Below are 25,568 nucleotides of genomic sequence, written 5' to 3'. Positions count from 1 at the left end.
CCGACTTGACAGCTTTGTTAAACTACTTCAATCGCAGTCCTTCGAAGTGATCTCCCCAATGCGCACCCGCTGGTTCCAACACATGCTGATCGCGCTGGCCGTACTGGCCACGCAATGGGCAGGGCTTGCCCACAGCATTGAGCACCGGGACTCGATACAGGCTGAATCGGTGCACGGCCATGCTCACAATCATGACCCTGAGCATGCTGCCGTCAGCGATTTACTTCACTCTTGCCTGTTGTTCGACGGCTTAACCACCGCACAGGCCGCAGTTTCGAATCCGCCTACCGGCCTTGCATTGCCCGTGCTGGCCCAATTGGGCACCCAACACATCGCAGTTGAACCCCCGCGCAATGCCCTGTTCGCGCAACGCGTTCGGGTTCGCGACCCACCTAGTTTTTCCTGAAGCAAACAATCCCGATTATTTTTTTGTGTCGCCATGCTTGCCCTGTTGTGATCAACACAGGCTGGGTGGCGGCTTGCTGTATTTCAGGAAATGAACATGAACAAATCCCAATTTCAGCGCCGCGCCGTGGCGCTGGCCAGCTTGCTTTTTATTGCTCAAACCCAGGCCTTGGCTCAAGAAGCCTTGCTTGAATCCGTCGTGGTCACCGGCACAGCCGAGCAGCCCGAATCCATCACAAAACCGTTTTCCATCATCAAGGCCGATGAACTGAATGCCAGCGGTGCCAGCACCCTTGGCGAGGCCTTGCGTTATGAACCCGGGGTATCCGCCACCGGTTTTGGCCCCAATTCAAGCCGCCCCATTGTGCGCGGCCAGGATTCCGACCGCATCAAGATTCTGCGCAACTCTGCCGCCACGGTGGATGTGTCTGCGCTCAGCTTCGACCACGCCTTGCCAATAGACCCGTTTTCACTGCAGCAGGTTGAAATTCTTCGCGGTCCTGCCGCGTTGGCGTACGGTGGCAATGCAGTCGGCGGTGTGGTCAACCTTGTGGATCAACGCATTGCACGCAAACCGGTTCAAGGCCTTCAAGGCGAGGTGAATTTGCTGGGGGGGGGTGCCGCCGACCAAACTGCAGGTGGCTTCAAACTGGATGCCGGTTTGGGGCAGGGCGTCAGCATTCACCTGGATGGGTTCAAGCGCACCACGCGCGATCTTGAAACTCCCTCCTTCACCGACCCCGATGGGGTGACCGGTAACCGGGTTCAAAACTCGTCCTCGAAATCTGATGGTGCTTCCATTGGTGCATCGTTCCAAACAGGCAACGGCTACATTGGCGTGTCTGCCGAGCGTTACAACAATGAATACGGCGTGCCGAAATCGCTCGATGTGCGCATTGGTATGGAAAGCGAACGCTACGCACTGGAAGGCGAGCAAAACTTCAACAATGCCGCCTTCAAGCAAGTGAAATACCGCCTGGCCAAAACCGATTATCAGCACCAGGAATTTGAGGACGGCGCACCAGCCACCCTGTTTGTAAACGATGGTGTGGATGGTCGGGTGGAAGTGGCCTTGCAACCGTTCTCGATTGCCGGGCTGAATATCAGCACCAGCACAGGCCTGCAATTTGAGCGAACCGACTTTTCAGCAATCGGCGATGAGGCATTTGTGCCCAGCACCAGCACTGATCAAACAGGCATCTTCACCATTTTCCGCGCCAGCCGTGGGCAAGAAAACAGTGGCGTGTTTGAATTTGGCCTGCGGGGCGACCAGGTTGACGTGAACGCGGCCAGCAGTGGCCTTTCACCCTTGAATGGTCCTGTTGCAGGTGCGGGTGTGGATGCAGGCCCTGCGATTAATCGCAGTTTCAGCCCCAGTTCCGTTTCCCTGGGTTACACAGCGCCGATTGGCAATGGCTGGTCGCTTGGCGGCTCCGTGTCTCGCGTTGAGCGCGCACCTTCCAGCTTCGAGTTGTACGCCGACGGCGTGCACGTGGCGACCGACGCTTACGAAAAAGGCAACCCGAATTTGCAAGAAGAAAGCGGCCGCCACCTGGAGTTGACCAGCACCTGGGCTCAAGGGGAATCCAAATTCAATGCCACTGCCTTTGCAAGCCGATACAGCAATTACATTGCCTTGATTGGCCGAACAGGGGCCAATGCCGAGTTCATTGAAGCACCCGGTGAGCCACCCATTCAAGTGTTCGATTTCACTGCGGTGCCTGCCGAGTTTCAAGGGATCGAACTGGCTTATCAAACTGCTTACGCCATGGGGGCCGGCAAGTTGCAGCCCAGCATTCAGTACGATCTTGTCCGTGGCAAACGCACGGACGGAGGTGGCAACCTGCCTCGCATCAGCCCGCAACGTGTGGTGGCCACTGCCGCCTACACACAAGCTGGCTGGACAATTGCGCCCGAGCTGATTTGGGTCAGCGACAGCAAAGCAGGTGCAGGTGATGTGGAAGTAGACGGCTATGAATTGCTGAATTTGCGCATTGGCAAAGCATTCACTTGGGGGCGGACCGGTGGCGAGGTATTCGCCAACTTGCAAAACCTGACAGATGAGCTGGCATTCTCAGCCACCACGCTGAACACCGTGCGCGGTTACACGCCGCTGGGTGGGCGTTCCGCGCTGGTGGGTGTAAAACTGGCTTTCTAAATCTGCTTGATGACCTTAGTGCTTGTGATCACCACCGCCACCGCTGTGGTGATCACCCGCTGCGTTCTGGCCTGCCACAGCTTTCACGGGCATTTCAATTTTGCTGCCATCGGCTTTCTCAAATTGCAGGCTCAATTCAATTTCCTGCCCGGCTTCCACAGGTGCAGTCAGGGCCATCAACATGACATGGTAGCCACCCGGTTTTAGTTCCAGCGGTTCGCCTGCTGTCATTTCAATGCGCTCAGCCATGCGCATGCGCATGATGTCGCCATCCATTTTCATTTCATGCACCTCAGCAATTTCAGCCGCAGGTGTGGCCACCCCCACCAAAGCCATGGGCTCTTGGCTGGTAATGGTCAGGTAGGCACCGGTGGCGTCTTGCTCGCCCACCGTTGGGCGCACCCACGCGTTTTCAACCGAAATACCGTCTTGTACTTGTGCGGGAGTTGTCGCTTGCTCCGCTGCCACGGGGGCATCGTGAGAATGGCCAGATTCCGCACCATGGTCATGGTGTTCCGAACAGGCTGCCAATACAAACACCGCAGACACTGCGGTCAGTTGAATCATTTTCTTCACTTCAAACTCCCGAAAACTTTTTTAAGCACCGCGCTACCCGCAGCCACTGGATTGGCCCGAATCGCTTTTTCTTCCTCGGCCACCATCAAAAACAACGCATCAAGCGCTTTGTTGGTGACATAACCTTCCAAATTCGCATCTTCCGGCTTTACCAAACCAAGGCGGCTGCCATTCTCAGCCAGTGCGTTGTACTGCTGCGCCAAACCCACCTGTGCAGTTTTGCCTTTCACAATCGGTAGCAACTGGGTGTACAAATCGGCCTGGGTTTTGCTTCTGAAAAAATCAGTCACGGCTGTATCGCCGCCACTCAGTACCTGTTTGGCGTCCTCAACAGTCATGTTTTGAATCGTCTTCTTCAAAACCGCCTTGGCTTGTGGCACAGCAGCTTCCGCAGCGCGGTTCATGCTGACTTCCATCTGGTCAAGCTGCGAACCCATGCCCATCATTTTCAGCAGTCCCTTGCTGTTCTCCAGGTACTCCGGCAACTTGATTCGCACAGCCGGGTTGCCCAAAAAACCATCGGTCTTGCCCAGGCTGCCCACAGCCGCATCGGCCCCTTTGCTTAAGGTGGTACGCAGGGCAGTGACTGCCTCTTTGCTGGTGATGCCGCTTAAATCAGCAGCAGCCACAACACCCGTGAAAACCAGGGCCAGCAAGGTCAGCAAGGAACGCATCAAATAAGTCATGTTGGCCTCCCAGCCAGGGGGGTTCAAGAATCGAGCAAACGCGCTTTGCGTTCGGCCCGAATGAAAATATCAACTGCCTGGCCTTTGTTTTTGGCACCCAGTCGCAAGAAAATTTCCTTGATATGGCCACGCACGGTGTCCGGGCTGATGTCCATCTCGCGTGCCACTTCCTTGGCCGACAAACCTTCTGCCGTTTTGCGCATGATTTCCACCTGTTTCCAGGTCAGGGGCTTGTCCGACCCCGGGGCATAAATGTTGGAATGGTATTCGTTGGCTGCCTTCTCGGTGCCTCTGGGCACATCATCAAGCACCCCCGCCTGTATCAACAGGTTTTGAAGGGCACGAAGCAGTTCGGGGTAAGTGCTGGCCTTGTTCACATAAAAGTAGCCAGCGCGCTCTGCTTCGCGCGCCAAGTTCTTGTCCAGCACGCCAGAGCAAATCAGTTTTGGGCATTGGGGAAACAACACAGCAAAAGTGTTGATGGTGTTCACACCTTTGGAATCAGGAAGATCCAGGTCCGCAATTACGAGGTTCGGTATCGCCTGTACGGCCCGCGCCTTTTCCATGCTTTCCACCACAATAATCTCACTGTGGGTAACCAGCTGATCAATCATGTCAGCCAACATGATTGAGATCATCGGGTGGTCTTCAGCGATCAAAATTGTGGGTTTGTCCGTCTGCGAACCCATGTCTGCATGCCCTGTTTTTTCTTGTGTCATCAAGGCATTGTACTGCGAAAATTTACAGCCGTGCCTGTGGGTTTGCCTGGGCCATCAGCCGTTCACGGCTGCCTTGTATTGCGGCCTGTATTTTCGGCACCAGTTGTTGGGCCACTTTTTCGCCTTCCAGCAAAAACTCATGGCGCTGATCCAGGTTCAATGCGTCCGCATGTTGCACGCTGGGCTGTATCACCACATCGGCTCGGGCCAACTCCGCACGAATGGCTTGCTGGCTCAAAATATTGATGCTTTGGTCCAGCAATCCCCACCAGCCCAAGGCAGCAGCCCCGGTGCGTGGTTTGGCTGAAATATCCACAGCAATCACCACATCGGCGCCCATTTCACGGGCCGTGAGCACTGGCACCGGGCTTACCAAACCGCCATCCACAAACTGGCGCTTGCCAATGCGGGTGGGCAAAAAAACATTTGGGATGCTGCAGGAGGCACGCACGGCTTGCCCAGCGTTTCCATAGTTAAACGCCACTTTCTCGCCGCTTTCAAGATCCGTGGCCACGGCGGCAAATCGAATAGGAAATTGATGAATGGCCTTGTTCTTCACCTGCGTGTTCACATACTGCTGTAATTTGTCGCCAATCAAAAACCCCTGACTGCTCAAAGTAAGGTCTCGTATATCGGCCTCTTGCATGCCCAAAGCAACGCTTTGCAAGGTATAGGCATTCATGCCACTGGCATACAAGGCGCCCACAAAGCTGCCCGCGCTGGTGCCCACCACAATGCTGGGCTTGATACCGTGGCTTTCCAATACCTTGATCACGCCCACATGGGCGAAACCTTTTACGCCACCACCGCCCAGAACCAATGCAATCACAGGCTCGCGGGTTTTTGGTGCAGCCGGGTCTTGTGCCTGGGCAGCCGGAACGGGCTCGGGCAAAGGTACCTCGGGCGGTGCAACCGTGGCACAGGCCGACAGCACCAAGGCCAACAAGGACGCCATTAAAATGCCAAAAGGCTTGTTTTTCATACACATTTTTCAAAAACAGATTCAAGAACAGGATGCTACCGCAGCGCAGCAAACTTGGGTTGACAGAATCCACTAACGGCAAATGGACTTGCAGGTTTACGATGAACTTCACCACAACCCCTTGGTCCTAGAAAGGGCCGTGTAAGTTCAATCACGGCCTAATAAGGCGAACAACAGAAGGTGGAGACAAGATGAACCAGGCAATCATACCGATTGCAACTGCTGTTGACTTTGCGCAACAACACCGCAAAAAGCCCAAAGGCCGGCAGGCCGACCCAGATCGCGTGTCAGAAGTGCTTGCCATTCTGGGCCATGAGAAACTGCGCCTCGACCTGCTGATTGAATACCTGCATCAACTTCAAGACCACCTGGGCTGCCTGCCCAAAGCACACCTGGCCGCCTTGGCTGAATGCCTGAACCTGTCACAAACCGAAGTGTTCGAAGTGGCCACCTTTTACCACCACTTTGATGTTGTGAATGCGCCAAACACCTTGAACCATGCCCTGACCGTGCGCGTGTGCAATGGCCCTTCCTGCTGCATGGCCGGTGCAGAAGCGCTGATCGAGAAGTTACCGGCGTTGCTGGGAAGTACCGTGCGGGTTCAAGCCGTGCCCTGCATTGGGCGTTGCGAGCAAGCCCCGGCTGCGGCTGTGGGCCAGCATGAAATGGGCTGGGCCAATCACCATGCAATCATGGAAGCGGCGTTTGGCCAGCACACCAAGGCCTTGCCACCGCCCCACACGGGGCGGGCCCAATACGAAGCCACAGGGGGTTATCAACTTTTACACGCGTGTGTCAGTGGTTCGCGCAGTGTAGCCTCAGTCATTGAAACCCTCTCAAATTCAGGCCTGCGCGGTTTGGGTGGCGCTGGTTTTCCGGCCGGGAAAAAGTGGGCCATTGTGCGTGAGCAAACTTCCCCCCGTTTAATGGCCGTGAACATCGACGAGGGCGAACCCGGCACCTTCAAAGACCGCAGCTACCTTGAGCGCAACCCACACCAGTTTCTGGAAGGCATGCTGATTGCGGGGTGGGCCGTTGAGGCCTGCGCCATCTACATTTACCTGCGCGACGAGTACCACGCTTGCCGGGCCATGTTGCAGGCCGAACTGGCCCTTCTCAAAGCCAACCCGCCCATGCCCGACATGCCCACCATCGAACTTCGTCGTGGGGCAGGGGCCTACATTTGCGGCGAAGAATCCGCCATGCTTGAATCAATCGAAGGCAAACGGGGCTTGCCAAGGCTACGCCCGCCTTATGTGGCGCAAGTGGGTTTGTTCAACACACCCACCCTGGTTCACAACTTTGAAACCCTGTACTGGGTGCCTGCCATTCTTGAGCAAGGCGCAAGCTGGTTTTCCGAACAAGGCCGCCACGGGCGCAGTGGTTTGCGCTCTTTTTCAGTGTCGGGCCGGGTCAACAAACCCGGTGTTCACGTGGCACCTGCGGGCATCACCCTGAATGAACTGATTGCAGAGTACTGCGGCGGCATGCAGGCTGGGCATATCCTGTATGGCTATTTGCCGGGCGGGGCATCGGGTGGCATCTTGCCAGCAACACTGGCCGACGTACCGCTTGACTTCGACACCTTGCAGCCCCACGGCTGCTTCATCGGTTCAGCGGCCATTGTGGTGTTCTCCCAAGCAGACAGTGCCGTGCACATGGCCCGCAATCTGATGCGTTTTTTTGTGCATGAAAGCTGCGGGCAATGCACACCCTGCCGGGCAGGCACCGCCAAAGCACTGGCCTTGATCAATCAGCCCCAATGGGATGTGCCTTTGCTCAAAGAGCTGTCCACTGTGATGCGCAATGCCTCCATTTGCGGCCTGGGCCAAGCCGCCCCCAACCCCGTTGATTGCGTCATTCGCTACTTCCCGCATGAACTTGAGGCCAAGGCAAGAGGAAGCACGTCATGAACGCCTCACAAATGATCCGCTTGCAACTGAATGGCCAAACCGTTGAAGCGCTGCCCGGTGAAACACTGCTGCAAGTGGCCCAGCGCGAAGGCATCGATGTGCCTCATCTTTGTTACAAAGCGGGCCTTGAAGAAGCCGGCAACTGCCGCGCCTGTGTGGTTGAAGTGGAGGGCGAACGCACCCTGGCTGCATCATGTTGCAAGCAAGCTGCAGCGGGCATGGTGGTGCACACCGGTTCAAACAAGGCCACTGCTGCGCAAAAAATGGTGCTTGAATTGTTACTGGCCGACATGCCAGCGCAAAACCCGTCGAGCCAGCTGAAAGCTGACAATGAATTAAGCCGCTGGTGCCAACAAATGGGCATCAAAGGCAGCCGGTTTGAGGCCCGGCCAGCCGTGCCCGCCGACCTGTCGCACCCAGCCATTGCGGTGAACATGGACCATTGCATTCAATGCACACGTTGCGTGCGCGCCTGTCGGGATGTACAGGTCAACGATGTGATCGGCTTGGCCTTTCGCGGTGAACACGCCGCGATTGTGTTTGATCAAGGCGATGCACTTGCCCAATCCACTTGTGTGGCCTGCGGTGAATGCGTGCAAGCCTGCCCCACCGGTGCGTTAAGCCCGGCCAAAGCCGCCGCACATCAGCTCGCCGACAAAACCGTTGACTCGGTGTGCCCCTATTGCGGTGTGGGTTGTCAACTCACTTACCACGTAAAAAACAACACCATTCTGCGAGTCGAAGGGCGCAATGGGCCCGCCAATGAAGGCCGTCTGTGCGTGAAAGGCCGCTATGGTTTCGATTATGTTCACCATGAACAACGACTTACCCAGCCACTGATTCGCCGCGAAGGTGTGGCCAAAAATCCGGTCAATCTGCTGGATCCGGAACAAGTGCACAGTGCGTTTCGCCAAGCCACCTGGGACGAGGCACTGGCCCTCGTCACCAGCCAGTTCAAACACATCAAAGCCACACAAGGCGGTCATGCACTGGCTGGTTTTGGTTCTGCCAAATGCAGCAATGAAGAGGCGTATTTGTTTCAGAAACTCGTGCGCACGGGCTTTGGCACCCACAATGTCGACCATTGCACACGCCTGTGCCATGCTTCATCGGTGGCTGCCTTGCTGGAAGGCATAGGCTCGGGTGCCGTGTCCAACCCGGTGATGGATGTCAACCAAGCCGAAGTCATTTTTGTAATTGGCGCCAACCCCACGGTGAACCACCCCGTGGGTGCCACCTGGATAAAAAACGCGGTCAAGAACGGGGCCAAATTGATTGTGGCCGACCCTCGCCGCTCCGACCTGGCCCGCCATGCCACCCATTTCCTGCAATTCAAGGCTGACAGCGATGTGGCACTGCTCAACGCACTGCTGCACGTCATCATTGACGAAAACCTGATTGACCGGGAATTCATTGGGCAACGTACCGAGGGCTTTGAGGAACTGAAAGCCAATGTGGCCACTTCTACACCCGAGGCCATGGCCCCAATTTGCGGCATATCGCCCGAAGAATTGCGCGTAGTGGCTCGCCTTTATGCCCAATCAAAAGCCTCCATCATTCTATGGGGCATGGGCATTTCACAGCACACCCATGGCACCGACAATGCGCGCTGCCTTATTTCACTGGCACTCATCACCGGGCAAATTGGCCGGCCTGGTACTGGCCTGCACCCCCTGCGCGGGCAAAACAATGTGCAAGGTGCATCCGATGCGGGGCTGATCCCCATGATGTACCCCGACTACCAACGGGTGTGCAACGCCGAGGCACAACAACGGTTTGAAGCCCTGTGGAACACACCGCTTTCCAACACACCCGGGCTAACCGTCGTCGAAACCATGCAGGCCATCCTCGCTGGCACAGTGAAAGGCATGTACATACTTGGCGAGAACCCGGCCATGTCCGACCCCGATTTGAACCATGCCCGCAAAGCACTCGCCTCGCTCGATTTTCTGGTGGTGCAAGACATCTTCCTGACTGAAACAGCCAGTCTGGCTGATGTGGTTTTGCCTGCCAGCGCCTTTCCGGAAAAAACCGGCACCTTCACCAACACTGATCGCCTGGTTCAGCTTGGACAACAGGCCATCGACCCACCCGGGCTGGCCAGGCAAGACCTGTGGATCATTCAAGGCATTGCACAGGGGCTGGGGCTGGACTGGCACTACAACAGCGTGGAAGAAGTGTTCGATGAAATGCGCCACGCCATGCACAGCATTGAAGGAATTACCTGGCAGCGCCTTCAACGCGAGCATGCCGTGGTGTATCCCTGTGCCCATGAGGGCGACCCTGGCGAGCCCGTGGTGTTCACAGAACACTTCCCGACGCCAAACGGAAAGGCCCGCTTGGTGCCCGCACAGTATCGGGAGGCCGCTGAAACGCCCGACACCGAATTTCCCTTTGTATTGATCACCGGGCGGCAGCTGGAGCACTGGCACACTGGCAGCATGACCCGCCGCGCCAGCGTATTGGACGCCATTGAACCCGAAGCCACAGCTTTGCTTCACCCCGACGATTTAAAAGCTTTAGACATTCAAGCGGGCAGCACCATACGGCTTGAGTCCCGCCGAGGTGAGGTGCAATTGTTTGCACGGGCAGACAGCGCCACTCCTGTTGGGCATGTGTTCGTGCCCTTTTGTTATGCCGAGGCCGCAATTAACAAACTCACCAACGCCGCACTCGACCCTGACGGCAAAATTCCCGAATTCAAGTACTGCGCTATTGCGGTGCACAAAAAATAGGGAAAACCCGAGTTTTGTCAAACTTTATTGAATAAAGTGACACATAACGGGTGATACCTTATTGCCCAGTTTTGGACAAATTCACCATTTGTGACATGTTGACTGTTCAACAACACGAATAACGCACCCGAATTGTGCGGACCGGAGACTCGTGGTGGCCCTAGAAATTTCCGCAACACCGAACCTGATTACCCCAGTTCTTGATCGAAAGATGAAGGACAACATGGCGCGCAAGTCCGGTTACAAACAGGTACACGGCGACCTCTACAAAAGGCGTACGCATTGGAAGAGATTCTGCGACTTCATCTCCTCCTCACGCGCGCTGAATGTAGTTGGCAAGGCACACTTTGAATCCAAACAATACGTGGAAGCAGCACTGCTGAGGAAAGACCATCAAGCAGAACAAAGTGGACTCGACTTAACCAGCACAGGCCATGAGGACAAAGTCTGGAACTCCAACGGGGTTCAAAACAGGCTGATGCGTGAGGATCGTATTCGGTATGGCGAAAATTTCTACATTGATGATAAAAAAAACAGCGGGCGAAATGTCTGGGCCAAACGTTTCTCCAATTTGTCTCATCTCTTGCACGGAGTGACAGAAATGTTCGCAGCACCCACCGGCATGACCTACAACGTGATGCGTAACACGCTTGCCGGTAAGCCAGACGAAAAAGGCACGCAAAACAAAATCATGATGTTTGGTTTCCTCGGTTTCATCGGGGTCGGCACCACCGAATTACTGAATGTTATTCGAGGAGCAACCGCTGACTTTGCCTCTTTGCTAGGGCAAAGTGTCGTTGGCTTGTTGGTTGCATTTCCGGCGGTTTCCTCCACCCTTGGTCTCCTGGGATTTGCTTCTGGTGTGGTCAGTCAAACGTTGGTCCAGAAAGAAAAAGTCGGCGAAGAGCAGCAAAAGTACATCGTCGGGGGGCTCAGTAAGAACCTTCAGAAATTGCTGTCTCAACTCAAATCAATCAAGGGGAATCCGGAATTAATCCACATCATGGCAAAAGCCATGCAAGGCAAATATCACCTCATCCCGAAAATTCGCGGAAAAGACAGTCTAGACCCCAATGGAGTACCCGTTATTCTGAATAACGTGCTCAATGCCATCAATCTTGACAGCGACGATGTCACGAATCTGAAGGCTATGAAAAATGCCCTGGGCGAATACCTGCAAGTGGAAAAACCACCCAAGGAGGGCGCCACCTTGTGGTCCCGTTACAAGTACGCAAAGGCGGTTACAAACAAAGAGCGCCATTATGTGGCCCTGATCAGTGTTGTAGATCACATGGAGGTAGAGAACCTACGAGCGGACGAGCTTCAAGATGCCAGACGGTATACTGAAGAAAAAACGGCTGTGCGCTTACATGACCTCATTCTGAAAACCTTGGCTGCCCCCGCCACCCTGATCGATCGACTTGCCAACACGACAATAGCACCGACCTTGAGAAAGTGGGCCAGCGAAAATTACCGGAAACAAAAGATGGCCGATATCGGCAAAGCACAGAGGGCTTCAAAAAACTGCTTCAAAGGTGAATACATGGCCAAGAACATTCACCAATATCGACCTGTTACGCGCGCTTTGATTAAAATTGCAGAGGGTATGCGTCTGATCAACATGAACATCATATTGGCTTCCAACGCCAATCTTTCGAGGATATTCAACAACGCTGCACTGCTAATTCACAATACCTTTGGCACCAGCCCGGCCTCACGCTCCATGTGCAACAGTTTAGGTCGCTTCTTTGGTGGTGCCGTGCTGGCCATCATTTTCGGAACCTTCATCCCAGCGGCTGCAGATGCAACGGGCAGTCCGGCCACCGTAAGCACAAACGGCAAATTGCCGGTTGATTTCACCATGACCAACATCGGTATTCTCATGTTCCTGTTGTCCGCACCCACCTTGATGGTTCAGGGCCTTGCTCACCTTGCAGCACGCGTGGAAGGTTGGGAAGGCAATATTGCCAAAAGCCTGCCACCCGGTGCGGACCACTTTAAATTTTCTCGCTGATCCCGAGGCTGGCAAGCGTCAGATAAGTCTGCAATAATCAAATTGTCGTCATAGCAACTCACAAGGTCTATGAAAACAAGCGCTTATGAACTGGTGGACGCCAACCGCGCACCCAAACCCATCGCTGACATGTTGTACCGCGCAGGCATAGAGATCAACGGCACTGCTGCGCACGACATTCAGATTCATGATGTACGACTTTTCAATGCGGTGTTAAGCCATGGTTCACTGGGCTTGGGCGAAGCCTACATGAACGGTTGGTGGACTGTGCCGCAGCTTGATCAGATGATGTTTCGCTTAATGCGCAACAACGCCGACGAACACACCAAAGCGTGGACCAAAATGCAGTGGCTCATGCTGGCTTTGCGCGAGAAGGTCATCAATTTGCAAGCACCCACCCGTGCATTTCAAGTGGGTGAACACCACTACGACACCGGCAATGATTTGTTCGAAGCCATGCTCGATCCACTCATGATTTACTCCTGCGGCTATTGGGAATACGCCCGGAATCTGGAAGAAGCACAGCAGCACAAACTCCACATGATCTGCGAGAAACTTCAGTTACAAGCAGGTGAAAAATTGCTGGATATTGGATGCGGCTGGGGTGGCCTGGCTTGGTACGCAGCGACGCACTTTGGTGTGCAGGTGTTGGGTATTACCGTGTCTGCCCAGCAACAACAGTATGCTCGTGCGCGTTGTTCAGGATTGCCTGTTGAGATCGAGTTGATTGATTACCGTGACCTGCAAGGTCAATTCGACAAGATTGTTTCCGTTGGCATGTTTGAACATGTTGGTGTAAAAAACTACCCAGCCTATTTTGATTCGGTAAGCCGCCTGCTAACACCTGACGGACTTTTTTTACTTCACACCATTGGTGGTTTTAACAAAACAGACGCCACCGACCCATGGATTGACAAGTATATTTTTCCAAACGGAAAAATTCCCTCGCCCAGCGAGATTACAGAACACATCGACAGCAAACTGGTGCTTGAGGACTGGCACAACTTTGGCACCGATTACGACAAAACACTGATGGCTTGGCACGCCAATTTTGAAAAGGCCTGGCCCAAGCTGAAAGCAAATTATGATGAACGTTTTCGCCGCATGTGGACGTACTATCTGCTAACCTGCGCTGCCTATTTTCGTGCCCGCAAAGGCATGTTGTGGCAATTGGTCTTTAGTCATCGCGAACGTTCGCCTGTGTATCGAAGCACACGTCCAAGGCATTAATCCTCGCAGTTTAATACACACACGTAACAATTGACCTAGACTTGTTATTTCCATATATTACGTATGCGTAATAATTGGAATCCCCATGGACCGCCGACTTTTCTTCATGCTGAACCGCGCTCGCGCAGTGCTCTATCGATATGCCGACAGTGGTGTAGAACAGGCGATTGGCGTGCCGGCCGCACAAGTCAGTTTGCTGTTTGCACTTGATAAATTTCCACAGGCTTCCATGCAAGAGCTTGGCGAAGTGCTTGGTTTAAACAGTTCTGCGATGACCGGTTTGGTACAACGCATGAAAACCGCAAAACTGATTGAACGTGTTGTCTCCGCAGAAGATGCCCGTGTAGCGCACCTGCAAATGACCAACAAAGGCCGGGAGAAAATGAATGCGGCCAAACCCCTGTTGGCCAAACTGAACAAACAACTTGTTGAAGGTTTTAGCGCCGATGAAATCACCACTGTGCTGAAATTTTTGAACACTGTACATACCCGCTTCTCGCACCCCAAAGGAGACACTGAATGAATGCCATGCGCTTGGCCCAAACACTGGCCAGCAACCCTTTCCTGCAATTCGCCAAGCTGAGCACCGTGAACAAAAACGGGCAAGAACACTTGCAATTGGGTTTTGATTCCTTTTTGAAAAACCACATTGGAACCCTGCATGCTGGTGCCTTGTTTACTGCCGCACAAGCCGATGCACAGGCAAGCCTGGAGCTTGCACTTGAACAAGAGAACAAGGAATTGCGAATCACTGGCTACACCAGCCAAATTGCCTATAAGCGACCCGCCAAAGGAGCTGTTTGGGTCAACACCCAAGCACCTGAAATCGATTGGGATAAAGGCGTGGCTCACACATTGAGCACATTGAACAACGAGGCCAACGAGCCTTTGGCTGAACTTCGCATTCAGTTCACCTTGGCCCAAGGAGAACGATAATGCTGGACGCACTACTCACGCTGATTATGCGACCCTTGGTGAAAATGCAAATGGACGGCAAAGTGCCTTTTGCCAAAGCCTGTGGTGTGCGTTTAAGCAGCATGGGCAACGGCACTGCCCGTTGTGAAATGCCACAACAACCCGAATTGCTGGGCACCACCGGAACACTTGCTGACGGCGCACTGTTTACACTGGCCGAAACCTGTTCTGGCGCTGCCATGGCAGGCGGCTTTGCTTCGGTTATTTTGGGTGTTCGGCCTGTGGCCGCACAGGTTGAATTTGAAGTACTTCAGCCAGCAGTCGGCCCTGTACAAGCCCAAGCCCAAGTTGCGCAAGCCATTGCACCTTTGAAGCAAACTCTTCGCACTGCAGGAAAAATCAACTTTCCGGTTGAAGTGGAAGTAAGCGATGCCAGTGGGCAACTGGTGGCCCGCATGCGGGTAACCTGGAATCTAAAGAAAAAGTAAACGAATTGTGTCTGTGGGTTGTGTGCTGGTGTTACAAGCTTTTGAGGTCCTGTAATGGCCAGCAGCACTGCAATTAAACGTCAATATTTCCAGCTTTCAGGGCGTTGCTTTCGATGAATGCTCGCCTTGGTTCAACTTCATCGCCCATCAGGGTCGTGAAAATTTGATCTGCGGCAATCGCATCCTCAATTTGAACGCGCAGCAAACGGCGAACATTGGGATCCATCGTGGTTTCCCAAAGTTGTTGCGGGTTCATTTCACCCAAGCCCTTGTAACGCTGTTTTGAAATTGATTTTTCAGCCTGCTCACGCAACCAGTGCATGGCTTCGCGGAAGCTTTGTACCGCTTGCACTTTTTGTTTTTCACCCTCGCCGCGCTGAATTTCCGCACCTTCAGAGATCAAGCCTTTGAAGGTTTTTGCAGCATGCGACAGCAAGGGATAGTCAGCCCCGTGAACAAAATCAGGATCAATGGTTGTAACCCGCACATTGCCGTGGTGGCGTCGGTGAATCAACACACGGTGTTTGTCACTTTGCTCATCAAACTGAGAGAACACGGTCATGATGGTTGGATCGAGCACCGCCTGTAAACGGGCCGCACTTGCTTTCGATGCTTCCTCATTGTCCAGGTCCAGTTCTACACCTTCAACAATTGCATTCAACACATCGGGATCGATCATTCGGCTTAAACGGCGCACCACGGCTTCAACTGTAACAAACTGGCGTGCCAGTTCTTCAAGTGCCTCTCCCTTGATGGCGTCCTTGCCCTCACCGGGAATCAGGGCAGCCTTGTCCATCGCAATGCCAAGCATGTACTGGGCCTCTTCCTGATCATCTTTCAGGTAACGTTCTTCCTTACCGTGCTTTACTTTGTACAGCGGCGGCTGTGCAATGTACACATGCCCGTGTTCGACCAATTCAGGCATTTGGCGATACAGCAAGGTGAGCAGCAAAGTGCGAATGTGGGCACCGTCGACGTCCGCGTCGGTCATGATGATGATGCGGTGATAACGCAGCTTGGCCAGATTGAAATCATCTTTCCCAATGCTGGTGCCCAAGGCTGTAATCAAGGTCGTGATCTGTTCTGAAGTCAACAGCTTGTCAAAGCGCGCCTTTTCAACGTTCAACACTTTACCGCGCAGCGGCAAAATTGCTTGAAACTTGCGGTCACGACCCTGTTTGGCTGAACCGCCCGCAGAATCACCCTCAACAATGTAAATTTCACATTTGGCGGGGTCACGTTCCTGGCAATCAGCCAATTTGCCCGGAAGGCCAACGCCATCGAGCACACCTTTGCGGCGTGTCATGTCACGGGCCTTGCGAGCCGCTTCGCGGGCGCGGGCCGCTTCTACAATTTTGCTGCAAATCAGCTTGGCGTCGTTCGGGCGTTCCTCAAGGAACTCGCTCAGCACCTTGGCGACAATGTCTTCCACAGGCGCACGCACTTCGCTGGAAACCAGTTTGTCTTTGGTCTGGCTTGAAAACTTGGGCTCAGGCACCTTGACGGAAAGCACGCAGCACAAACCTTCGCGCATGTCATCGCCTGTCACTTCCACTTTCTGCTTCTTGGCAATTTCATTGACTTCAATGTATTTGCCAATTACGCGGGTCATGGCCGCACGCAGACCCGTCAGGTGAGTACCACCATCGCGCTGCGGAATGTTGTTGGTGAAACACAGCACCGATTCATTAAAACCGTCGTTCCATTGCATCGACACTTCGACACCAATGCTGGTGCCTGGAATACCACCGTATGTTTCCGCGGGGCGCTCGCCAGCGGCGTAAAACGTATTCGGGTGCAAAATTTTCTTGTTGGCATTGATGAATTCAACAAAACCCATCACACCGCCGCTGCCGGCGAAGTCGTCTTCCTTGCCCGTGCGTTCGTCTTTCAGGCGAATGCGCACACCATTGTTCAGAAAACTGAGTTCACGCAGGCGCTTGGCCAGAATTTCATAGTGAAAATCGTAGTTCTGCTGAAAAATTTGTGTATCGGGTAGAAAGTGAACTTCGGTACCGCGTTTGTCGGTGGTGCCCACAATTTTCATGGGCGACACATCAACACCATCAAGCTGCTCAATAATGCGGTTTTGAACAAAACCCCGCGCAAACTCAAGCTGATGAACCTTGCCTTCACGGCGAACAGTCAAACGCAACCAACTGGAAAGCGCATTCACACAACTCACACCCACACCGTGCAAACCGCCGGAAACCTTGTAGCTGTTCTGGTTGAACTTGCCACCCGCGTGCAATTCAGTCAGTGCAATTTCGGAAGCAGAGCGCTTGGGCTCATGCTTGTCATCCATTTTCACGCCGGTCGGGATACCCCGGCCGTTGTCAGTCACACTGATTGAATTGTCGGCATGAATGGTCACTACGATGTCATCACAGTGACCAGCCAACGCTTCATCAATCGAGTTGTCAACGACTTCAAACACCAGGTGGTGCAGGCCCGTACCATCCGATGTGTCACCGATGTACATGCCGGGTCGTTTTCTGACCGCCTCCAGACCTTCGAGAATCTGGATTGAACCTTCGCCGTAGTCTGCGTTGTTGCCGAGTACCGGCAAGTCACCGTTGTTCTGTGTTTCTGAAGTCATAAGGGTGTTGTTGTTTTCGCTTTATTGTCGTTTTAAATACGCATGGGCATAACGACATATTTGAAATCGTCTTTGCCAGGGGTAGTCACCAATGCACTGCTGTTTCCGTCTTGCAACGTGAACTGCACGGTTTCCGATTTGAGGTTGTTCAACACATCCAACAGGTAGTTTACGTTAAAACCCACATCAATCTCGGGACCTTGATACTCCACTTCCATTTCATCCCGGGCTTCTTCCTGATCCGAGTTGTTGGCCACAATGGTTAAACCATTGGCGCCCAATACCCAGCGAATGCCGCGAAACTTGTCACTGGTCAGAATGGAAGCGCGCTGCAAGGAATGCAAAAGTGCGTCACGGGCAATCACCACATGGTGTTGATGGGTTTTCGGAATAACCCGCTGATAGTCGGGAAACTTGCCCTCAACCAGCTTGGTGATCAAGGTGATGTCTGAAAAAGTGAACTTGGCCTGGTTGCTGGCCAAATCAATGGTTACGGTGTCATCGGTGTCATTTAACAAGCGCGAGAGCTCGAGTACCGTTTTACGGGGAACAATCACTTCATGCTTGGCAGTACCGCCCTGTCCAGGTGCATCGGCATAGGCCAAACGGTGTCCATCGGTGGCCACAGCGCGCACACAGGCGCTTTCAATGACCAACAAAACACCGTTCAGGTAATAGCGCAGGTCTTGTTGAGCCATGGAAAAATGAACCATGCCCAACAGGTTCTTCAACATTTTTTGCGGCAAGCTGATTTGCGTGACCCATTCCTTGGGCTCTTGCACCAGAGGAAAGTCTTCTGCGGGCAAGGTTTGCAGTGCAAAACGGCTTTTCTTGGCCTGCACCGACATTTTCTTGCCGTCCAGTTTCACCATCACATCCGAGTCTTCTGGCAGTGATCTCAAAATATCCAGGAATTTTCTCGCAGCCACAGTGGTTGCGGTGTCTTCGCCACCCGCACCCACTTCAGCACTGGTTTGAATCTGCATTTCAATGTCTGAAGACAGCAGTGTCAGCAGGCCGCCCTGTTTTTTCAACAGAATGTTGGCCAACACCGGCAAGGTGTTTCGACGTTCGACGATGTTGCTGACGATTTGCAGTTTTCGAACCAATGCATCGCGTGAGCTATGAATTAATTCCATTTAATATTTCCTTATAGGATTAGTTAATAGAGTTGATTCAATTCTGTGGACAACTCTATTTTCCCCTTTGAATTGAGCTTCTTAGGTTCTTTTAAAACTGGTGTAGAACTTCCGGGACTCGATCTGCATACTGTGGATAACTTTTTTCGATTCTCCGGGGTTCTTTTTTTTCTGTGGATAACTCGCATTGTTGTGCACGGTTGTTACACAGTTATCCACAATTCTAAATCAACCCTTCAGCGTTTGGTCCAGCACATGCAGCGCATGGTTCAACTCTGAAGACTGATTTCGCAATTCCGATATCTTGTTCACCGCATGAAGCACTGTGGTGTGGTCACGCCCGCCAAACAACTCGCCAATTTCGACATAGCTTTTCTCGGTCAACTCTTTGGCCAAGTACATCGCCACCTGGCGTGGAAGCACAATTTGAGCCTGCCTGCGCTTGGAAAACATGTCCGCGACCTTGATTTTGTAGTAATCGGCCACGGTTTTCTGAATACTCTCCACCGACACTTGCCCATGATGCACAGAAATCATGTCGCGCAAGGCTTCCCGCACCAAATCCATGGTCACAGGCTTGTTGTGAAAGCTGGCAAACGCCATGATTCGGCGCAAGGCACCCTCCAGCTCACGAATGTTGCTTCGCATGTGCTTGGCCACAAAAAACGCCACATCTTCCGAAAACAGTATTTTTTGCTGTTCGGCTTTTTTCAGCAGAATGGCCACCCGCATTTCAAGTTCCGGAGGCTCAATGGCCACGGTCAAGCCGCTGTTGAACCGCGAAATCAGGCGGTCATCCATGCCCTGAATGTCTTTTGGGTAGGTGTCGCTGGTGATGATAATTTGTTTTTTGGCGGCAATCAGTTGCTCAAAGGCGTAGAAAAACTCTTCTTGCGTGCGGCTTTTGCCACCAAAAAACTGAATATCGTCGATCAGCAGCAGGTCGAGCGAGTAATACGAGCGCTTGAATTCCTCAAAAGCCTTCTTTTGATAGGCCTTCACGACATCGCTTACATATTGTTCAGCATGAATGTACCGAATTTGAGTGTTTGGGTTTTGTTCAAGCAAGCGGTTACCGATGGAATGAATCAGGTGGGTTTTACCCAAGCCCACGCCGCCGTATAAAAACAGGGGGTTGTAGCTTACGCCCGGGTTGGAGGCCACTTGTTCAGCGGCAGCCCTGGCCAGCTGGTTGGCACGGCCCGACACAAAATTGGAAAAACAAAGGTCACGATTCAAGCGGCTACGTTCGTAAACCGTGGCAGCAATCTCGTCACGCTTCACGGCCGCAACCTTGGGCGCGCCTTGGGTAACAGCCTCGTTGTTGTTTTTGGCAGAAGCCGGGGGTGGGGCAACCAGTGGGCTGGCCTGCTTGGCGGCCACTTGCCATTGGATGGCCATGTCGCAGCCAAAAAACTCGGTCGCCAATTCATTGAAGCGGCCCCCGTAGTTATTCAGAACCCAGTCCAGTTTGAAGCGGTTGGGAGCAGCCATGCTCAGGCTGGCGGTGTCTTCATCAAATTCAACCACGGTGAGTGGTTCGATCCACAGCTTGATTTGTTGGGCTGGAATTTCCTTCCGAAGCGCTTCAACACAGTGGTTCCAGAATTGATCAATCACGTTATGAACAGCCTTATTATTCGGATGAACTGCTTTGCAGGAATTAAAACTCAGCGCTCCATTGTATCCAAACCCCCACGGATTGAGTGAGTGATTGACCGCCTTCACGCGAACTTGCAGATTTTTCTAGGTTTTTCCTGAGTTTGCCTCTATAATTTCGGGTTCCCTTGGTGTGCGCTTTGATCTTTGTCAGCCAGGCTTAATTTGCCGAACCAAGGGCCAAACCAGTTTTAACTTATTTTTCGCCAAATTTTAAGCCCATGTGGGCCAGAGGCTTGCCATGAAACGCACTTATCAACCTTCTAAAGTTCGCCGTCAAAGAACACACGGCTTTTTGGTACGTTCACGCACCCGTGGTGGTCGTGCCGTGCTGCGCGCACGTCGCTCCAAAGGCCGTGCACGTCTGTCCGTTTAAGCCCGGTACTTTGAACATTCTGAATTGCACAGGGTGGGTTCCGGGTCGCATGCGACAAAAATTACTCGATCTGAAACATTCGGTGGCCTGTTAAAAACCAGGCCAGTGGCCAAAACAGATCGTTTGATGCTGCACGCATTGTTCGAAGACACCCCACCGCAGTTCGGAATACTGATTCCCAAACGCTTGGCCAAACGGGCCGTGGATCGAAACACGCTGAAACGCCTGATTCGCCACGCCTGCCAGGAAGCACTGGGTAACTACCAAGGCAAATTTCTGGTTCGCTTGAGCAAACCAGTGAGTGCAGTAGGTCATTCAGATCGAGCGGCGTGGTGGACAGAACTCCAACAACTTTTCAACGATCTCTCACGGCGCGTGCCATCACAGCACTGATCCGTGGTTATCAGCTCGCTGTTAGCCCCCTTTTCCCGCCTTCTTGCCGTTTTTACCCCAGTTGCTCGGAATATGCCCTTGAAGCAGTTAAAATTCATGGCGCATGGAAAGGCGCGGCTTTGTCTTTTGGCCGCATTTGTCGATGCAATCCCTGGAATGCTGGCGGTCTGGACCCTGTTCCCGAGGCACGCCGCACCAGTCACGACTCTTAGTCACTAAGTTTAGTATTTAAGGATTTAAATGGAAACGCGCAGGCTAGTCCTCTTGATGATATTCAGTTTGTCTCTCATCATGCTGTGGGACAATTATCAGGCTTCTATTGGCAAACCTACCCTGTTTGGCCTCAGCACTGGCGCTCAAACCAGCGAGAAAGGCGATCAAGCCAAGGCAGGCAATTCATCAACAGGATCCACTGCAGCCAATGACTTGCCTCAGGCCGTGGCTCCGACTGGTGGAAACGTTCCCGCCGATCCAAATGCGATTGTGGCAAACCCCACGGAGGCCGCACCTGCTGCTCAAACAATTACCGTGAAAACCGATGTGCTTGAATTGCAGTTCTCAAGCCAGGGCGCGCAACTGATCACGTCAAAGTTGTTAAACCACCCTGCCGCCGAAAATCCTGAATTGCCGGTTCAGTTGTTTGAGCAAACCACGAATCGAACCTATTTGGGTCAGGCAGGCTTGGTGGGAGTGCCAGATGCGCCTAATCATCGAACCTTGTTCGAGTTGGTATCGGGTTCTACCGAATTTGCACCCGGTCAGGATCAATTGAAATTGGTGTTTAAAGCCACCAGCGGTGGTCTGGAGAACACGACTACTTACACCATTTTCAAAAATCGCTACGACATTGATATGGTGATCAATGCACGCAACTTGAATGCTGAGCCAGTTTCACCCAGCGCCTATGTTCAAATTACCCGCGATGGCAACCCGCTGGAAAGTGATTCTGCCTTGTACGCCACATTCACGGGTCCTGCGGTTTACACCCCTGAAAAGAAGTATCAGAAAATTGATTTTGAAGACATCGCCGATCGCAGTGCCGACTATGTAAAAACAGCCGACTCTGGCTGGTTGGCCATGATTCAGCATTATTTTGTGTCGGCAATTGTTGGTCAAGACGGTCCCCGCGAGAATTACACGCGCCAGGTTGATTCCAATCTGTATTCAATCGGTTTGGTCAGCAGCCTGGGTACCTTGGCACCTGAGCAAACCGCAACGTACACGGCCAAGTTGTACACAGGCCCTCAAGACCAGCGCGTGCTGGAGGCCTTGTCTCCTGGTCTGGATCTGGTGGTGGATTATGGCTGGTTAACAGTAATTGCCCAGCCGATTTACTGGCTGCTGGAAAAAATTCATGGTTTTGTTGGAAACTGGGGCTGGGCGATCGTGGTGCTTACCATCTTGATCAAACTTGTGTTTTTCCCCTTGTCGGCGGCCAGTTACAAGTCGATGGCCAAAATGCGCAAGGTGGGCCCGCGCATGCAAAAGCTGAAAGAGCAATATGGCGATGACAAAATGGGCTTTCAGCGCGCCATGATGGAAATGTACAAGCGCGAAAAGATCAACCCACTGGGCGGTTGCATGCCCATCCTGATTCAGATCCCCGTGTTTATTGCTTTGTATTGGGTGTTGCTGGCCAGCGTGGAAATGCGCAATGCACCCTGGTTGGGTTGGGTTACTGACCTGGCCGCACCCGATCCCTTCTACATATTGCCGGTGATCATGGCGGTCACCATGTTCATTCAAACCAAGTTGAACCCAACACCGCCCGATCCTGTGCAGGCGAAAATCATGATGATCATGCCTTTGGTGTTCTCGGTCATGTTCATTTTCTTCCCGGCTGGTTTGGTCTTGTACTGGGTTGTCAACAACATCTTGTCCATTGCCCAGCAATGGGTGATTACACGTCAAATTGAGTCTGCACCAGCCACCGCACGGTGATCCCATCGTGGCCATCGCCACCGCGCCCGGTAAGGGCGGGGTGGGGGTGGTGCGGTTTTCTTTTCCATCCCAATCCGATTTTCACAACTTTTGCACGGCGTTTTGTGGCAAATTGCCCAAGCCGCGCCTGGCCACACTTCTTACGCTTCGAGACTTTGAACAACATGCCATCGACGAAGGCATCGCTTTGTTATTCAATGCGCCAGCGTCGTTCACAGGCGAGCATGTGCTGGAGTTTCAAGGCCATGGTGGTCAGGCTGTGTTGCAAGGTGTCGTTGCGCACGCTTTGGCGGTTGCCCGGCAGCTGGAAATTCCTTTGCGGCATGCCATGCCCGGTGAATTCACACAGCGCGCGTTTTTAAACGACAAACTGGACTTGGCCCAGGCTGAAGCGGTGGCTGATTTGATTGACGCTGGTTCCATGGCCACAGCCAAAGCGGCGGCGGCATCGCTCAGTGGTGTCTTCTCGAAACAGGTGAATGAACTGGCCGATCGCATTGTGCATTTGCGTTTGTTGCTCGAGGCCACGCTCGATTTTCCGGAAGAGGAAATCGAGTTTCTTGAAAAAGCCGACGCCAAGGGGCAATTGGCTGGCATTTTGAATGCGCACAATCAGTTGCTGGGCGCGGCACAAGAAGGCGTGAAGTTTCGCGATGGCCTGCAAATTGTGCTGGTGGGCGAGCCCAATGTTGGCAAATCGAGTTTGCTCAATGCTTTGGCTGGCGAGGAAGTGGCGATTGTGTCTGCCATTGCGGGCACTACGCGTGACAGGATCAAACAGGAATTAAACATTCGCGGCATTCCATTGGTGCTGGTCGACACTGCGGGCTTGCGCGATACCGTGGACGAAGTCGAAAGAATTGGTATTGAGCGAACTCGAAAATCGGTGGAAGAAGCCGATTTGTTGTTGATCCTTCAGGACTCCACACAGTGGCCTCTGAATGCGCTGGATACACATCTTGAATTCCCCGTTCATTTGCCCACCATCACGGTGTTGAACAAGGTTGATTTGCTGCCTGAGTTACCGCAGTTGCCACCAGATGTGTTGCCGGTTTCTGCCAAGAATGGTCAGGGGCTGGAATTGTTGAAAGATGCCATCTTGGCCAAGGTGGGCATTGCCCACACGCCAGATCATGGTTTCATGGCACGCCAGCGCCATGTGGATGCCTTGATGGTGTGTGGTCAACATTTGGCCGTTGCGCATGAGTTTGCGCAACAGGATGATCGAATTCTGGATTTGTTTGCCGAGGAGCTGCGCCTTGCGCATGATGCTCTGGGAGAGATCACCGGGCGTATGTTGCCCGATGATCTGCTGGGTTTGATTTTCAGCCGGTTTTGTATCGGCAAGTAAGTTTCTTTAGTCGCACAATATCAATTGCGGGTCGGCAAAAGCCATCTGGTCGATCAACTCCGATTCCTGTTCAAACACCGCACTTAAAAACACCAGTTGTTCGCACAGCGATTCAATCGATTCCTGATGGCTTTCCGGGTCGAGGTGAACCACTTGCTGTGTGCGTTCTACTTCGTCAAGGTATTGGGTCATCAGGGTTTGCAGGGTAGGCTTGTTCAGTGCCCAGGTTTTTAGCTGAACCACCAAGGCAAAGCGTGCCTGGACGGAACCGGTTTTGCGCAGTTGTTGGGCAAAATGTTTCAAGCCGTGCGCCACATTGTCCAGTTCCATGGTGACCCTTGCTTCCGATTGGCGGAAATAAAGTGGTTCATGGTCGTGTTGGTGGTGTTGGACCAGTGCAATTGTCATGATGTCTTGCTCCGCAAAAGATTCGCTATGAATTCATCTTACGGAGTTAAAAATTCCTGCCCATTCCGTGAAATGAGGATGCTTGTTTGTGATGCCCCCCCGAAATGCGGAACCCTTTGTAAAAAAAGGCAAAATGCGGGCTTAATTGTTACCCTGAATTCATGTACTCTTCAGGTGGAAGAAGAGACCTCAAGGTCCTGTGTGCATCACTTAGCCTGCGAACAATGAAAAATCAAAAAATATTGGTGCTTGAAGATCACCCACTGATCTCCATGGTGATCGAGGATGTGTGCAAAGACATGGCGCCACACACTCAAATTCATGTTGCAACCAGCCTGGTTCAAGCCCGCGAGCACTTGTTTGAAAAACCTGACCTGATTATTTTTGATCTGACCTTGGTTGATTCCAAGGGGCAGGAAACTATTGATTGGCTAGATTCCATGTTTCCCAATGTGTGTGGCTTGATCTACACGGGTTTTGTCAATGAATCCATACAAGCCAGGGCTGCTCAGTCGGGTTATTCGGTGATCGAAAAAACCTGCAGCCAGTCGGCCTTGGCCCATGAAATTGAGTCCGTACTTTTCAAGTCCGGCATATTGAATCGCACTTCGTCAGACAGCGCCCCTGCCAACGAGCATCAATCGAACATCGTGGCCTATCCAGGCGCGAAGCCGTTGACCTGGCGACAGGTGGAAATCATGCGAATGACCGCAGAAGGCTTGTCTGCAAAAATGGTGGCGCAACGAATCGGGCTGAGTCCGGAAACCGTGCGGGGTCACATTCGGGAAATTTTCAAACGCCTGGAAGTGTCGAACAAGGCGCAGGCGGTGAATGTGTTTCTGAAAGCAGAACGCAGTGTGAAGATGAAGCAGAACGATTAA

Annotated in this window: 23 protein-coding genes; 15 read left to right on the top strand and 8 right to left on the bottom strand. The window is 52.9% G+C overall.

Annotated elements, in window-relative coordinates; all coding sequences use genetic code 11:
- The first annotated feature begins 58 nt into the window (after positions 1-58).
- Together FCS97_RS02970 and FCS97_RS02965 are read left to right on the top strand one after the other, a co-directional pair.
- Complete coding sequence (locus FCS97_RS02970; protein WP_138516429.1) at positions 59-406, top strand: hypothetical protein; 348 nt, start codon at positions 59-61, stop codon at positions 404-406.
- A 96-nt stretch (positions 407-502) separates the two neighbouring features.
- Positions 503-2,563, top strand: coding sequence for a TonB-dependent receptor (locus FCS97_RS02965; RefSeq protein ID WP_171035144.1), 2,061 nt, complete (start codon positions 503-505; stop codon positions 2,561-2,563).
- Positions 2,564-2,578: 15 nt separating this feature from the next.
- On the opposite strand, the gene FCS97_RS02960 is transcribed toward FCS97_RS02965, so the two are convergent.
- From FCS97_RS02960 to FCS97_RS02945, 4 genes are read right to left on the bottom strand one after another with little or no spacing between them, the layout of a single operon-like run.
- A complete protein-coding gene (locus FCS97_RS02960; RefSeq protein WP_138517775.1) occupies positions 2,579-3,130 on the bottom strand; it encodes a copper chaperone PCu(A)C in 552 nt (183 codons plus the stop codon).
- A gap of 5 nt (positions 3,131-3,135) precedes the next feature.
- Entirely contained in the window at positions 3,136-3,825 is a 690-nt protein-coding gene (locus FCS97_RS02955; RefSeq protein WP_246065782.1) for a DUF4197 domain-containing protein, read from the bottom strand.
- Positions 3,826-3,848: 23 nt separating this feature from the next.
- The gene (locus FCS97_RS02950) at positions 3,849-4,544 is read right to left on the bottom strand and encodes a response regulator transcription factor (protein WP_138516425.1); all 696 of its coding nucleotides are present in this window, start codon (positions 4,542-4,544) and stop codon (positions 3,849-3,851) included.
- Between the two features lie 22 nt (positions 4,545-4,566).
- Positions 4,567-5,526: a patatin-like phospholipase family protein gene (locus FCS97_RS02945; protein ID WP_138516423.1), complete on the bottom strand. Its 960-nt coding sequence runs from the start codon at positions 5,524-5,526 to the stop codon at positions 4,567-4,569.
- 191 nt (positions 5,527-5,717) lie between these two features.
- Between FCS97_RS02945 and FCS97_RS02940 the strand changes: the two genes are divergently transcribed.
- The 7 genes from FCS97_RS02940 to FCS97_RS02910 all read left to right on the top strand — a co-directional run bounded on the left by FCS97_RS02940 (position 5,718) and on the right by FCS97_RS02910 (position 14,821).
- On the top strand, positions 5,718-7,439 hold the full coding sequence (locus tag FCS97_RS02940) for an NADH-ubiquinone oxidoreductase-F iron-sulfur binding region domain-containing protein (RefSeq protein WP_138516421.1): 1,722 nt from the start codon (positions 5,718-5,720) through the stop codon (positions 7,437-7,439).
- The gene (gene fdhF, locus FCS97_RS02935) at positions 7,436-10,174 is read left to right on the top strand and encodes a formate dehydrogenase subunit alpha (RefSeq protein WP_138516419.1); all 2,739 of its coding nucleotides are present in this window, start codon (positions 7,436-7,438) and stop codon (positions 10,172-10,174) included. The genes FCS97_RS02940 and fdhF overlap by 4 nt, the downstream gene beginning before the upstream one ends.
- A gap of 154 nt (positions 10,175-10,328) precedes the next feature.
- Positions 10,329-12,188, top strand: coding sequence for a hypothetical protein (locus FCS97_RS02930; RefSeq protein ID WP_138516417.1), 1,860 nt, complete (start codon positions 10,329-10,331; stop codon positions 12,186-12,188).
- Between the two features lie 69 nt (positions 12,189-12,257).
- Positions 12,258-13,418, top strand: coding sequence for a cyclopropane fatty acyl phospholipid synthase (gene cfa, locus FCS97_RS02925; protein ID WP_138516415.1), 1,161 nt, complete (start codon positions 12,258-12,260; stop codon positions 13,416-13,418).
- An 85-nt stretch (positions 13,419-13,503) separates the two neighbouring features.
- Positions 13,504-13,941 (top strand): MarR family winged helix-turn-helix transcriptional regulator, encoded by a 438-nt coding sequence (locus FCS97_RS02920; RefSeq protein WP_138516413.1) that lies wholly within the window; start codon positions 13,504-13,506, stop codon positions 13,939-13,941.
- Entirely contained in the window at positions 13,938-14,354 is a 417-nt protein-coding gene (locus FCS97_RS02915; RefSeq protein WP_138516411.1) for a DUF4442 domain-containing protein, read from the top strand. The genes FCS97_RS02920 and FCS97_RS02915 overlap by 4 nt, the downstream gene beginning before the upstream one ends.
- Complete coding sequence (locus FCS97_RS02910; protein ID WP_138516409.1) at positions 14,354-14,821, top strand: PaaI family thioesterase; 468 nt, start codon at positions 14,354-14,356, stop codon at positions 14,819-14,821. Before FCS97_RS02915 ends, FCS97_RS02910 begins: the two co-directional genes overlap by 1 nt.
- A 73-nt stretch (positions 14,822-14,894) precedes the next feature.
- Here FCS97_RS02910 and gyrB read toward each other — a convergent pair whose 3' ends face one another.
- From gyrB to dnaA, 3 genes are all read right to left on the bottom strand, one after another.
- Positions 14,895-17,420, bottom strand: coding sequence for a DNA topoisomerase (ATP-hydrolyzing) subunit B (gene gyrB, locus FCS97_RS02905; RefSeq protein ID WP_138516407.1), 2,526 nt, complete (start codon positions 17,418-17,420; stop codon positions 14,895-14,897).
- 32 nt (positions 17,421-17,452) lie between these two features.
- Positions 17,453-18,559 (bottom strand): DNA polymerase III subunit beta, encoded by a 1,107-nt coding sequence (gene dnaN, locus FCS97_RS02900; RefSeq protein ID WP_138516405.1) that lies wholly within the window; start codon positions 18,557-18,559, stop codon positions 17,453-17,455.
- 228 nt (positions 18,560-18,787) lie between these two features.
- Positions 18,788-20,176: a chromosomal replication initiator protein DnaA gene (gene dnaA / locus FCS97_RS02895; protein ID WP_212746446.1), complete on the bottom strand. Its 1,389-nt coding sequence runs from the start codon at positions 20,174-20,176 to the stop codon at positions 18,788-18,790.
- Between the two features lie 283 nt (positions 20,177-20,459).
- Here dnaA and rpmH point away from each other — a divergent pair, with 283 nt between their 5' ends.
- The 5 genes from rpmH (at position 20,460) to mnmE (ending at position 24,279) form a co-directional block, all read left to right on the top strand.
- Positions 20,460-20,594, top strand: coding sequence for a 50S ribosomal protein L34 (gene rpmH, locus FCS97_RS02890; protein ID WP_008247028.1), 135 nt, complete (start codon positions 20,460-20,462; stop codon positions 20,592-20,594).
- Positions 20,595-20,699: 105 nt separating this feature from the next.
- Positions 20,700-20,987, top strand: a complete 288-nt coding sequence (locus tag FCS97_RS02885; protein WP_246065779.1) for a ribonuclease P protein component — start codon at positions 20,700-20,702, stop codon at positions 20,985-20,987.
- On the top strand, positions 20,924-21,199 hold the full coding sequence (yidD, locus tag FCS97_RS02880) for a membrane protein insertion efficiency factor YidD (RefSeq protein WP_341237037.1): 276 nt from the start codon (positions 20,924-20,926) through the stop codon (positions 21,197-21,199). Before FCS97_RS02885 ends, yidD begins: the two co-directional genes overlap by 64 nt.
- Before the next feature lie 28 nt (positions 21,200-21,227).
- Entirely contained in the window at positions 21,228-22,928 is a 1,701-nt protein-coding gene (gene yidC, locus FCS97_RS02875) for a membrane protein insertase YidC (RefSeq protein ID WP_138516399.1), read from the top strand.
- Positions 22,900-24,279, top strand: a complete 1,380-nt coding sequence (gene mnmE, locus FCS97_RS02870; protein ID WP_138516397.1) for a tRNA uridine-5-carboxymethylaminomethyl(34) synthesis GTPase MnmE — start codon at positions 22,900-22,902, stop codon at positions 24,277-24,279. Before yidC ends, mnmE begins: the two co-directional genes overlap by 29 nt.
- Before the next feature lie 6 nt (positions 24,280-24,285).
- Here mnmE and FCS97_RS02865 read toward each other — a convergent pair whose 3' ends face one another.
- The gene (locus tag FCS97_RS02865; protein ID WP_138516394.1) at positions 24,286-24,687 is read right to left on the bottom strand and encodes a hypothetical protein; all 402 of its coding nucleotides are present in this window, start codon (positions 24,685-24,687) and stop codon (positions 24,286-24,288) included.
- 224 nt (positions 24,688-24,911) lie between these two features.
- Here FCS97_RS02865 and FCS97_RS02860 point away from each other — a divergent pair, with 224 nt between their 5' ends.
- Positions 24,912-25,568 carry a response regulator transcription factor gene (locus tag FCS97_RS02860; protein WP_171035142.1) on the top strand — a complete coding sequence of 219 codons (657 nt, stop codon included), beginning with the start codon at positions 24,912-24,914 and terminating at the stop codon, positions 25,566-25,568.

Source organism: Limnobacter alexandrii (assembly GCF_005871185.1).
Taxonomy (GTDB): domain Bacteria; phylum Pseudomonadota; class Gammaproteobacteria; order Burkholderiales; family Burkholderiaceae_B; genus Limnobacter; species Limnobacter alexandrii.
Note: the sequence above shows the minus strand (reverse complement) of the source record. Positions and strands in the feature narration are given on the sequence as shown.

Coding starts and splice junctions, on each gene's coding strand:
- FCS97_RS02970 (WP_138516429.1), top strand. CDS start 59: ATGCGCACCCGCTGGTTCCAACACATGCTGATCGCGCTGGCCGTACTG.
- FCS97_RS02860 (WP_171035142.1), top strand. CDS start 24,912: ATGAAAAATCAAAAAATATTGGTGCTTGAAGATCACCCACTGATCTCC.
- dnaN (WP_138516405.1), bottom strand. CDS start 18,559: ATGGAATTAATTCATAGCTCACGCGATGCATTGGTTCGAAAACTGCAA.
- cfa (WP_138516415.1), top strand. CDS start 12,258: ATGAAAACAAGCGCTTATGAACTGGTGGACGCCAACCGCGCACCCAAA.
- FCS97_RS02945 (WP_138516423.1), bottom strand. CDS start 5,526: ATGAAAAACAAGCCTTTTGGCATTTTAATGGCGTCCTTGTTGGCCTTG.
- FCS97_RS02950 (WP_138516425.1), bottom strand. CDS start 4,544: ATGACACAAGAAAAAACAGGGCATGCAGACATGGGTTCGCAGACGGAC.
- FCS97_RS02915 (WP_138516411.1), top strand. CDS start 13,938: ATGAATGCCATGCGCTTGGCCCAAACACTGGCCAGCAACCCTTTCCTG.
- FCS97_RS02910 (WP_138516409.1), top strand. CDS start 14,354: ATGCTGGACGCACTACTCACGCTGATTATGCGACCCTTGGTGAAAATG.
- FCS97_RS02955 (WP_246065782.1), bottom strand. CDS start 3,825: ATGACTTATTTGATGCGTTCCTTGCTGACCTTGCTGGCCCTGGTTTTC.
- FCS97_RS02920 (WP_138516413.1), top strand. CDS start 13,504: ATGGACCGCCGACTTTTCTTCATGCTGAACCGCGCTCGCGCAGTGCTC.
- yidC (WP_138516399.1), top strand. CDS start 21,228: ATGGAAACGCGCAGGCTAGTCCTCTTGATGATATTCAGTTTGTCTCTC.
- FCS97_RS02965 (WP_171035144.1), top strand. CDS start 503: ATGAACAAATCCCAATTTCAGCGCCGCGCCGTGGCGCTGGCCAGCTTG.
- FCS97_RS02960 (WP_138517775.1), bottom strand. CDS start 3,130: ATGATTCAACTGACCGCAGTGTCTGCGGTGTTTGTATTGGCAGCCTGT.
- fdhF (WP_138516419.1), top strand. CDS start 7,436: ATGAACGCCTCACAAATGATCCGCTTGCAACTGAATGGCCAAACCGTT.
- FCS97_RS02865 (WP_138516394.1), bottom strand. CDS start 24,687: ATGACAATTGCACTGGTCCAACACCACCAACACGACCATGAACCACTT.
- FCS97_RS02940 (WP_138516421.1), top strand. CDS start 5,718: ATGAACCAGGCAATCATACCGATTGCAACTGCTGTTGACTTTGCGCAA.
- rpmH (WP_008247028.1), top strand. CDS start 20,460: ATGAAACGCACTTATCAACCTTCTAAAGTTCGCCGTCAAAGAACACAC.
- gyrB (WP_138516407.1), bottom strand. CDS start 17,420: ATGACTTCAGAAACACAGAACAACGGTGACTTGCCGGTACTCGGCAAC.